Here is a 10,332-nt window from a genome sequence, read left to right on the forward strand (position 1 = left end):
CGCCTGAGCACCGCACCCGAGCCGAGCGAGCCCCACCGTGTCACTGGTCTTCGGGATCTTGTCCTTCGCCCTCCTGCTCTACTTCTTCGTGATGTGGGGTCGGTTCGCGTTCGACATCGTCCAGGCCTACAACCGCAGCTGGCGTCCCCGTGGCGCGATGCTCGTGGTCGCCGACGTCGTCTACACGCTGACGGACCCGCCGATCCGGTTCGTCCGTCGGCTGCTCCCGCCGCTGCGGATGGGACCCGTCGCGCTCGACTTCGGCTGGACCATCGTGATGCTCGTCGTGATCATCCTCCGGGTGATCGTCGGCGGACTCGCTCGCTCCTTCTGATCCACCACCCGCACACGAATCGCGCCACGCCCGCCCAGAGGTCACGGTCGGACACGCGCGTCGGTGTACGGTGGTCGGGATCGATGCCCGCCCCGGCGGGCCTCCGCACCACACGGCACGACTGGTAGGTTCGGTCGTGACGCAAGTGGTTCCACACGTTCAGCAGTTCTATTGAGGTGACGGCAATGGCTTTGACGCCGGAAGACGTAGTCAACAAGCGGTTCCAGCCGACGAAGTTCCGCGAGGGCTACGACCAGGACGAGGTCGACGACTTCCTGGACGAGGTCGTGGTCGAGCTCCGCCGCCTGACGGCCGAGAACGACGAGCTCCGCCAGCGCCTGCAGGCCGCCGAGTCGGCGCCGAAGCTCGAGAAGACCGAGCAGCCGGAGCCGGCCGCCGCTCCCGAGCCCGAGCCCACCCCGGCTCCCGTCGCCGCCGCCCCGGAGCCCGCTCCGGTCGCCGCAGCAGCGCCGGCTGCCTCGACGGTCCCCGCCGACGAGGACACCGAGGGCACCACGAACCTCCTCACGCTCGCTCGTCGTCTGCACGAGGAGCACGTGCGCGAGGGCATCGAGAAGCGCGACGCGCTCATCGCCGAGGGCACCGCGCAGGCCGCCCGGCTGGTCTCCGAGGCCGAGGCGAAGCAGCGCCAGATCATCGCCGACACCGAGAACACGAACCGCCAGCGGGTCGCCGTGCTCGAGCAGGAGCAGCGTCAGCTCGAGGGCAAGATCGACGAGCTCCGCACGTTCGAGCGCGACTACCGTGCGCAGCTCAAGAGCTACATCCAGTCCCAGCTGTCCGAGCTGGACGGGTCGGGCTCGGAGCAGTCCGGTCTCACCCCGGCGCCGGCCTCGGCGCAGGGCTTCGGCAACTGACGTTGTCGCGACCAGCAACACGAGCGAAGGTCAGTGTCCGCGCGATCGCGGCACTGGCCTTCGCCGCTGTCGTCGTGGTGGCGCTCGACCAGGGCGTGAAGGCGCTCGTCGTCGCGAACCTGCCGTACGGCCAGGCCGTGCCGGTCCTCGGCGACGCGCTGCAGCTCCTGTACGTCCGGAACCCCGGTGCCGCGTTCTCGTTCGCGGTGAACATGACCTGGGTGTTCTCGATCGTCAGCACGGCCGTCGTCGTCGGGATCATCGTCTTCGCCCGGCGCATCCGCTCGATGTGGTGGGCGATCGTGCTCGGCATGCTCCTCGGCGGCGCGCTCGGCAACCTGCTCGACCGGCTCTTCCGTGAGCCCGGCTTCGGCCGCGGGCACGTGGTCGACTTCATCTCGACGCCGTGGATGATGCCTGCGATCTACAACATCGCCGACTCGTTCATCTGCGTGAGCATGGTGGTCTTCGTCCTGCTCGTCGTCTTCGGCGTGAACCTCGACGGCACGCGGGCGCTCTCCGCGAAGCAGCAGCGCGCAGCCGACGCCCGAGCGGACGCCGCCGCAGCTCCCTCCGACACGGCTCCTGCGGCCGCTCGGACCGCCGGCGCCCCGGACCCCCGGGCCCCGCGCGACGACCGGGACGCCCTCGGGCACGACGCGACGTGACCGAGTCGCGTTCCCTGCCCGTGCCCGACGGGCTCGCCGGTGAGCGGGTCGACGCCGCCATCGCGAAGCTCCTCGGGTTCAGCCGGTCCTTCGCGGCCGAGGTCGTCGCCGCCGGCGGCGTGACCGTCGACGGGGTCACCGTCGACAAGTCGGACCGCCTGCACCCCGACGCATGGCTCCAGGTCGAGTGGTCGCCGAAGGAACCCCCGCGCATCGTCCCGGTCGCGGTCCCGGGCATGACGGTCGTGCACGACGACGACGACATCGTCGTGGTGGACAAGCCGATCGGTGTCGCCGCGCACCCCTCGCCCGGGTGGGACGGTCCGACCGTGCCCGGCGGCCTCGCCGCGGCCGGCTTCACCATCGCCACCTCGGGCGCCGCCGAGCGCGCGGGGATCGTGCACCGGCTCGACGTCGGTACGTCCGGCCTGATGGTCGTCGCCAAGACCGAGCTCGCCTACACGCACCTCAAGCGTGCCTTCAAGGAGCGCACGGTCGAGAAGGTCTACCACGCCCTCGCCCAGGGACACCCGGACCCGACCTCGGGGACGATCGACGCCCCGATCGGTCGACACCCGTCGAGCGACTGGAAGTTCGCGGTCACGGCCGACGGCAAGCCGAGCGTCACGCACTACGAGACGCTCGAGGCCTTCCGCGCCGCGACCCTGCTCGAGGTGCACCTGGAGACCGGCCGGACGCACCAGATCCGCGTGCACATGGCGGCGACGCGGCACCCGCTCGTCGGCGACACGATGTACGGCGCGGATCCGGTGCTCGCGAACGAGCTCGGGCTGACCCGCCAGTGGCTCGACGCCGTGCGGCTCGGGTTCGAGCACCCGCGCACGGGGGACTGGGTCACGTTCGAGGCGTCCTACCCCGACGACCTGCAGCAGGCTCTGGACCGCATCCGCGCGGCGTAGCCGGGCAGGCGGGGCGGTCCGCTCGCGAGCGGGCCACATCTGTCACGCTCGGTCCCTCGAGGTGACCAGTACTGCCCACGCCGCGCAACGCGCGCGGCATGTCGTGCCCGCTCGCGTCGATCGTGCCCGCTCGCGTCGATCGTGCCCGCTCGCGTCGATCGTGCCCGCTCGCGTCGATCGTGCCCGCTCGCGTCGATCGTGCCCGCTCGCGTCGATCGTGCCCGCTCGCGTCGATCGTGCCCGCTCGCGTCGGCCGCGGCTGGACAGCGTCGGACTGGAGGCCCGTGGCGGCGCCGCCCCGCGCCTCCAGTCCGCCACTCGGTCACCGCCCGCCCGTGCCGCGCTCGATGTGCTGGTCCGCCCCCCGAGCGCGCCACATCTGTCACGACGGGTCGCCTCCGGCGACCGGTCGTGCGCGTTCGGCGACACACCGACGGCGTGTCCTGCCCGCTCGAGCGACGCTGTCGAGCGAGCGAGCGAGCGCGCCGCGCGAGCGCGCAGGGCGCACCGAGCGCCCCGACGACACGCGCGGAGAAGTCGGTGCCCGCGGTTAGGCTTGTCCCGCCCCGCAGCCATCCGTCGAACCGGAGGTCCCGTGTCGGATTCCGACTCCTTCGTCCACCTGCACGTGCACAGCGAGTACTCGATGCTCGACGGCGCAGCGCGGTTGACCGACCTGGTCGCCGAGACCGCCGCGCAGGGCATGCCCGCGGTTGCGGTGACCGACCACGGCAACATGTTCGGGGCGTTCGAGTTCTGGAAGGCCGCGAAGGCCGGCGGCGTCAAGCCGATCATCGGGACCGAGGCCTACATCACGCCGCGGACGCACCGCTCCGACAAGACCCGAGTGCGCTGGGGCGACGGTGGCGGTGACGACGTGTCCGGTTCGGGTGCGTACACGCACATGACGATGTTCGCCGAGAACACGACGGGCATGCACAACCTGTTCCGGCTGTCGTCGCGGGCCTCGATCGAGGGCTACTACTTCAAGCCCCGCATGGACATCGAGTTGCTCGACCAGTACCACGAGGGGATCATCGCGACGACGGGCTGCCCCTCCGGCGAGATCCAGACACGCCTGCGGCTCGGCCAGTACGACGAGGCGCTCAAGGCCGCGGCCGACTACCGCGACATCTTCGGCAAGGACAACTACTTCGCCGAGATCATGGACCACGGGCTCGAGATCGAGCGCCGGGTCATCGAGGACGTCGTCCGGATCTCGAAGGACCTCGGCATCCCGCTCGTCGGCACGAACGACCTGCACTACACGCACGCGCACGACGCCAAGTCGCACGCGGCCCTGCTCTGCGTGCAGTCCGGCTCGACCCTGAACGACCCGAACCGCTTCAAGTTCGACGCCGACGAGTTCTACCTGAAGACCCCGCAGCAGATGCGCCACGTCTTCCGCGACCACCCCGAGGCCTGCGACAACACGCTGCTCATCGCGGAGCGGTGTGAGGTCGAGTTCGACACCGCAGCGAACTACATGCCGAAGTTCCCGGTCCCCGAGGGCGAGACCGAGCACTCGTGGTTCGAGAAGGAAGTGGCGAAGGGGCTGGAGTACCGGTACCCCGAAGGCATCACGAGAGAGGTCCAGGAGCGCGCCGACTACGAGGTCGGGATCATCAACCAGATGGGCTTCCCGGGCTACTTCCTGGTCGTCGCCGACTTCATCAACTGGTCGAAGAACAACGGTATCCGCGTCGGTCCCGGTCGTGGTTCGGGTGCCGGCTCGATGGTGGCGTACGCGATGCGCATCACCGACCTCGACCCGATCCGGCACGGCCTGATCTTCGAGCGGTTCCTCAACCCGGACCGCGTCTCGATGCCCGACTTCGACGTCGACTTCGACGACCGGCGCCGCGGTGAGGCGATCAAGTACGTCACCGAGAAGTACGGGTCGGAGCGCGTCGCGCAGATCGTCACGTACGGCACGATCAAGGCGAAGCAGGCGCTGAAGGACTCGTCGCGCGTCCTCGGCTTCCCGTTCGGCATGGGCGAGAAGCTCACCAAGGCGATGCCGCCGCCCGTGATGGGCAAGGACATCCCGCTCACCGGGATCTTCGACAAGGACCACCCGCGCTACAAGGAGGCGGTGGACGTCCGGACGGTCGTCGAGACCGACCCCGAGGCGAAGACCGTCTTCGACACCGCACTCGGGCTCGAGGGCCTGAAGCGGCAGTGGGGCGTGCACGCGGCCGGTGTGATCATGTCGAGCGAGCCGCTCATCGACATCATCCCGGTGATGAAGCGCGAGCAGGACGGCCAGATCGTCACGCAGTTCGACTACCCGGCCGCGGAGTCGCTCGGCCTGATCAAGATGGATTTCCTGGGCCTCCGGAACCTGACGATCATCAGTGACGCCCTCGACAACATCAAGAGCAACCGGGGCGTCGACCTCGACCTCGAGACGATGGGCCTCGAGGACGAAGCCGCGTACCAGCTCCTGCAGCGCGGCGACACGCTCGGGGTGTTCCAGCTCGACGGCGGCCCGATGCGCGGGCTCCTCCGCCTGATGAAGCCGGACAACTTCGAGGACATCTCCGCGCTCATCGCCCTGTACCGTCCGGGGCCGATGGGGGCGAACTCGCACACGAACTACGCGCTCCGCAAGAACGGCGAGCAGCCGATCACCCCGATCCACCCCGAGCTCGAGGAGCCGCTCCAGGACATCATCGGCACGACCTACGGCCTGATCATCTACCAGGAGCAGGTCATGGCCATCGCGCAGAAGGTCGCCGGCTTCTCCCTCGGACAGGCCGACATCCTCCGCCGCGCGATGGGCAAGAAGAAGAAGTCCGAGCTCGACAAGCAGTACGCCGGCTTCGAGAAGGGCATGCAGGACAACGGCTACTCGGCCGCCGCGATCAAGACGCTGTGGGACATCCTGCTGCCGTTCTCCGACTACGCGTTCAACAAGGCGCACTCCGCGGCGTACGGCGTGGTCTCGTTCTGGACGGCCTACCTCAAGGCCCACTACCCGGCCGAGTACATGGCCGCGCTGCTGACGAGCGTCGGCGACGCGCGCGACAAGCTCGCGCTGTACCTCAACGAGTGCCGCCGGATGGGCATCAAGGTCATGCCGCCGGACGTCAACGAGTCGATCGGCTTCTTCGCGGCCGTCGGTGACGACATCCGCTTCGGCATGGGCGCGATCCGCAACGTCGGCTTCAACGTCGTCGACGACATCGTGCAGGCCCGGACCGAAAAGGGCGCGTTCGAGTCGTTCCACGACTTCCTGCGGAAGATCCCGATCTCGTCGGCGAACAAGCGGACCGTCGAGTCGCTCATCAAGGCGGGCGCCTTCGACGAGTTCGGCGACAGCCGCCGCGCCCTCGTCGAGATCCACGAGGGCGCGGTCGAGAGCGCCGTCAAGGTCAAGCGCGACGAGGCCCACGGGAACGTCGGCTTCGACTTCGACTCGCTGTTCGCCGAGGTCGCCGAGGAACAGCCGTCCTCGGCCCCGGTGTCGCAGGTGCCGGAACGCCCGGAGTGGGCCAAGCGCGACAAGCTCGCCTTCGAGCGCGACATGCTCGGCCTCTACGTGTCCGACCACCCGCTCGCCGGGCTCGAGATCGAGCTCGCGAAGCACCAGTCGATCACCATCGCCGACCTCATCGCGGCGGACGACTCGGTCGAGGGCGAGACCGTCACGGTCGCGGGGCTCCTGACGAGCGTGCAGCACCGCGTCGCGAAGTCGAGCGGCAACCCGTACGGCATCGTCCAGATCGAGGACTTCGGCGGCGAGATCGGCGTCATGTTCCTCGGTAAGACGTACGCCGAGTTCGGGCCCTCGCTCGTGGCCGACTCGATCGTCGTGCTGCGCGGCCGGGTGAACGTCCGCGACGACGGCAAGGCGCTGCACGCGGTCAGCATGTTCCAGCCGAACGTCGGCGACGCGATGGGGTCCGGTCCGCTCACGCTGTCCCTGCCGGAGCGCCAGGCCACCACGACGACGGTCACCGAGCTCGCGGCGGTGCTCGGGCGGCACCAGGGCGAGACGGAGGTGCGGCTGCGGCTCCTCAAGGAGGACGTCGCGCGCACCTTCGAGCTGCCGTTCCCGGTCAACCTGACGCCGGACCTCTTCGGCGAGCTGAAGAGCCTGCTCGGCCCGCGCTGCCTGGTCTAGGAGAGCGGTGACGACGCCCGGAGCACCACGGCCCTCGGCCGCGGTGCTCCGGGCGTTCCGTGTCGCGGGGCACGTCCCGGAGCGGCTCCCCGGCGGCCGGGGCACGACGTGGCGCGTCGGGCACGTCGTCCTGCGTCCGGCGGGTGACGTCCAGGAGGCCCAGTGGCGGTCCGACGTGCTGGCCCACCTCCCGCACACGGTCGCGTTCCGCACGCCGCGCCCCGTCGCTGCGTCAGGCGGGGGACGGGGCAGCGGGTGCCGACCCGTCGTGGACGCACTGCTGTCGGGGAGCGCCGGTACGCTGGACGTCCCATGATGCAGCGAATCGACCTCCGTGGCGGCCTGCCCGCCCGTGCCGACCTCCTCCGCCTGATGCCGCGTGCCGCCGGTGACGTCTCGTCCGCCGTCGCCGCCGCTCGGGAGCTCGTGGACGACGTGCGACACCGCGGGGCCGATGCGCTGCACGAGCAGGCCGAGCGCTTCGATGGGGGAGCGCCCGAGCAGGTCCGGGTCCCCGCGGACGAGATCGCCGCCGCGGTCGCCGGGCTCACCACGGAGCTCCGCGCGGCGCTGGACGAGGCGATCCGCCGCGTCCGTGCCGCGAGTGCGGCCCAGGTGCCGGCCGGTTCGGTGACGACGCTCGCCGACGGCGCCGAGGTGCACCAGCGCTGGCAGCCGATGCGCCGCGTGGGACTCTACGTCCCTGGCGGCAAGGCCGTGTACCCCTCGAGCGTCGTGATGAACGTCGTCCCCGCGCAGGTCGCCGGCGTCGGGTCCATCGCCCTCGTCTCCCCGCCGCAGCGGGACCACGGCGGGCGGGTGCACCCGACGATCCTCGCGGCGGCAGGGCTCCTCGGCATCGACGAGGTCTACGCGATGGGCGGCGCCGGAGCGGTCGGCGCGCTGGCCTACGGCGTCGCGTCGATCGGCCTCGAGCCCGTCGACCTGGTCACCGGGCCCGGGAACAACTACGTCGCCGCGGCGAAGCGTCTCGTGCGCGGCGTCGTCGGCATCGACTCCGAGGCCGGAGCGACCGAGATCCTCGTCATCGCGGACGACAGCGCCGACGCGGGCTTCGTCGCGGCAGACCTGGTCAGCCAGGCCGAGCACGACGAGCAGGCCGGCAGCGTCCTCGTGACGACGTCGGCGTCGTTCGCCGATGCGGTGGAGGCGGCCATCCCGGAACGGGTGGCTGCGCTCGGGACGGCCACGCGCCTCCAGGCCGCCCTGGACGGTCCGCAGTCGGCGGTCGTCCTGGTGGACTCGCTCGCCGACGCGGCAGCAGTCAGCAACGCGTACGGGCCGGAGCACCTCGAGATCCAGACCGCGGACGACGACGCTGTGCTCGCGGACATCGACGCCGCGGGTGCCGTGTTCGTCGGGCCGAGCACGCCCGTCAGCCTCGGCGACTACCTGGCGGGGTCGAACCACGTGCTGCCGACCGGCGGCCAGGCGCGCTTCGGCTCCGGACTCTCCGCGTCGACGTTCCTCCGCCCCCAGCAGGTCATCCGGTACTCCGCGACGGCCCTGACCGAGGTCGCACCGCACATCGTCGCGCTCGCGACCGAGGAGCAGCTGCCCGGCCACGGCGCCGCGGTCACCGAGCGGACCGGGCGCGCCTGAGCCGACCGCTCGCGCCTGGACGGACCGGGAAGCCGGTAGCCTGGGACGGACATGTTCTGCCCCTTCTGCCGCCACCCGGACTCCCGCGTCGTCGACTCCCGCACGAGTGACGACGGCACCTCGATCCGTCGCCGCCGCCAGTGCCCGAACTGCGGGCGTCGGTTCTCGACGACCGAGACCGCCTCGCTCAACGTGGTGAAGCGCAACGGCGTCACCGAGCCGTTCAGCCGCGACAAGATCGTCTCCGGCGTGCGCAAGGCGTGCCAGGGCCGCCCGGTCACCGACGGCGACCTGGCCGTGCTCGCGCAGCGCGTCGAGGAGACCGTGCGGTCCTCGGGCTCGAGCCAGATCGATGCGAACGACATCGGGCTCGCGATCCTCGCGCCGCTTCGTGAGCTCGACGAGGTCGCGTTCCTGCGGTTCGCGAGCGTCTACCAGGCGTTCGAGTCGCTCGAGGACTTCGAGGACGCCATCGGACAGCTGCGCCTCGACCACCACGCGGCGGACCCTGCCGGCGGCGCGGCGTGAGCGGCGTCGCCGAGCGGATCGTCCGCGGCGGGTACGCCGTCGTGTTCCGTGCCGTGTTCGCGAACATGGACCCGGAACGGGCACACCACCTGGCCTTCGGGGTGATCAAGGCGCTGCCCGGGATCCCCGTCGTGAGCGGCATCGTCGAGCGGTACTCCCGCCCCGCGGCCGAGGACGGCGTGACGACGATGGGCATCCACTTCCCGTCGCGATTCGGGCTTGCGGCCGGCTTCGACAAGGACGCCCGCGGCATCGCCGGCCTCGGACTGCTCGGCTTCGGCCACGTCGAGGTCGGCACCATCACGGCGAAGCCGCAGCCCGGCAACGACCGTCCGCGGCTGTTCCGCCTGATCGCCGACCGGGCGCTCGTCAACCGGATGGGCTTCAACAACCACGGTGCAGCCCGCGCCGCCCGTCGCCTCGAGCGCGCGCGACGGAACCCGGGGCGACCGGTGATCGGCGTCAACATCGGGAAGAGCCGCGTCGTCGCGGTCGAGGACGCCGTCGACGACTACCTGGAGTCGACCCGGCTCCTCGCGCCGTTCGCGGACTACCTCGCGGTGAACGTCAGCTCCCCGAACACGCCCGGCCTCCGCGGCCTGCAGGAGGAGGACCAGCTCCGACCGCTCCTGACCGCCGTGCGGGACGCCGCCGGGAAGACCCCGGTACTGGTGAAGATCGCGCCGGACCTGACCGACGAGCAGATCGACGCCGTCGCCGGACTCGCGGTGGCGCTCGGGCTCGCGGGCATCATCGCGAACAACACGACGATCGAGCGGACCGGGCTCGTGACCCCGGCCGAGCAGGTCGCGGCGATGGGCGCCGGCGGTCTGTCCGGTGCGCCGATCGCTGCCCGGTCGCTCGAGGTCCTGCGGCGGGTGCGCGCCGCGGTGCCGTCGGACTTCTGCGTCGTGGCCGTCGGTGGGGTCACCACCGAGCAGGACGTGCAGGACCGCATCGATGCGGGGGCGACGCTCGTGCAGGGCTACACGGCGTTCCTCTACGAGGGGCCGACCTGGGCGACGCGGATCAACCGTCTCCGGCGTCGTCGGCTGCGGCGCGCCGCGCGCTGAGCGCGCGCGGACGTCGAGCCGGCGCCGGTGTCGGCGCCGGACTCGTTGCGCCGTCGATGGAGCAGGAACCGTCGGGTCCAGCCCGGCGGTTTCAGGGGGTGGTTGCAACACCGCCTTGTTGGGGTTCTGAGAGTAGTCGGGTCAGGGCCTCGGCTGGGCTGTCCCAGTCGAGGGTCTGG

General features: G+C 70.8%; 8 protein-coding genes. All 8 read left to right on the forward strand.

Annotated features, from left to right (window positions below):
• The first annotated feature begins 37 nt into the window (after positions 1-37).
• The 8 genes from DEU32_RS12725 to DEU32_RS12765 all read left to right on the forward strand — a co-directional run bounded on the left by DEU32_RS12725 (position 38) and on the right by DEU32_RS12765 (position 10,153).
• Entirely contained in the window at positions 38-334 is a 297-nt protein-coding gene (locus DEU32_RS12725; RefSeq protein ID WP_058743346.1) for a YggT family protein, read from the forward strand.
• 185 nt (positions 335-519) lie between these two features.
• Entirely contained in the window at positions 520-1,212 is a 693-nt protein-coding gene (locus tag DEU32_RS12730) for a DivIVA domain-containing protein (protein ID WP_058743347.1), read from the forward strand.
• A 2-nt stretch (positions 1,213-1,214) separates the two neighbouring features.
• Positions 1,215-1,880, forward strand: coding sequence for a signal peptidase II (gene lspA, locus DEU32_RS12735; protein WP_258554868.1), 666 nt, complete (start codon positions 1,215-1,217; stop codon positions 1,878-1,880).
• Positions 1,877-2,800, forward strand: a complete 924-nt coding sequence (locus DEU32_RS12740; RefSeq protein WP_114850875.1) for an RluA family pseudouridine synthase — start codon at positions 1,877-1,879, stop codon at positions 2,798-2,800. The genes lspA and DEU32_RS12740 overlap by 4 nt, the downstream gene beginning before the upstream one ends.
• A 646-nt stretch (positions 2,801-3,446) precedes the next feature.
• Positions 3,447-6,929 carry a DNA polymerase III subunit alpha gene (gene dnaE, locus DEU32_RS12745; protein WP_254631697.1) on the forward strand — a complete coding sequence of 1,161 codons (3,483 nt, stop codon included), beginning with the start codon at positions 3,447-3,449 and terminating at the stop codon, positions 6,927-6,929.
• 312 nt (positions 6,930-7,241) lie between these two features.
• Positions 7,242-8,552, forward strand: a complete 1,311-nt coding sequence (hisD, locus tag DEU32_RS12755; protein WP_114850878.1) for a histidinol dehydrogenase — start codon at positions 7,242-7,244, stop codon at positions 8,550-8,552.
• A 51-nt stretch (positions 8,553-8,603) separates the two neighbouring features.
• The gene (gene nrdR / locus DEU32_RS12760; protein WP_058741696.1) at positions 8,604-9,080 is read left to right on the forward strand and encodes a transcriptional regulator NrdR; all 477 of its coding nucleotides are present in this window, start codon (positions 8,604-8,606) and stop codon (positions 9,078-9,080) included.
• The gene (locus tag DEU32_RS12765; protein WP_114850879.1) at positions 9,077-10,153 is read left to right on the forward strand and encodes a quinone-dependent dihydroorotate dehydrogenase; all 1,077 of its coding nucleotides are present in this window, start codon (positions 9,077-9,079) and stop codon (positions 10,151-10,153) included. Before nrdR ends, DEU32_RS12765 begins: the two co-directional genes overlap by 4 nt.
• The last annotated feature ends 179 nt before the right edge of the window (positions 10,154-10,332 follow it).

Source organism: Curtobacterium sp. AG1037, assembly GCF_003349855.1.
Taxonomy (GTDB): domain Bacteria; phylum Actinomycetota; class Actinomycetes; order Actinomycetales; family Microbacteriaceae; genus Curtobacterium; species Curtobacterium citreum.

Coding starts and splice junctions, on each gene's coding strand:
- DEU32_RS12730 (WP_058743347.1), top strand. CDS start 520: ATGGCTTTGACGCCGGAAGACGTAGTCAACAAGCGGTTCCAGCCGACG.
- dnaE (WP_254631697.1), top strand. CDS start 3,447: ATGCTCGACGGCGCAGCGCGGTTGACCGACCTGGTCGCCGAGACCGCC.
- hisD (WP_114850878.1), top strand. CDS start 7,242: ATGATGCAGCGAATCGACCTCCGTGGCGGCCTGCCCGCCCGTGCCGAC.
- nrdR (WP_058741696.1), top strand. CDS start 8,604: ATGTTCTGCCCCTTCTGCCGCCACCCGGACTCCCGCGTCGTCGACTCC.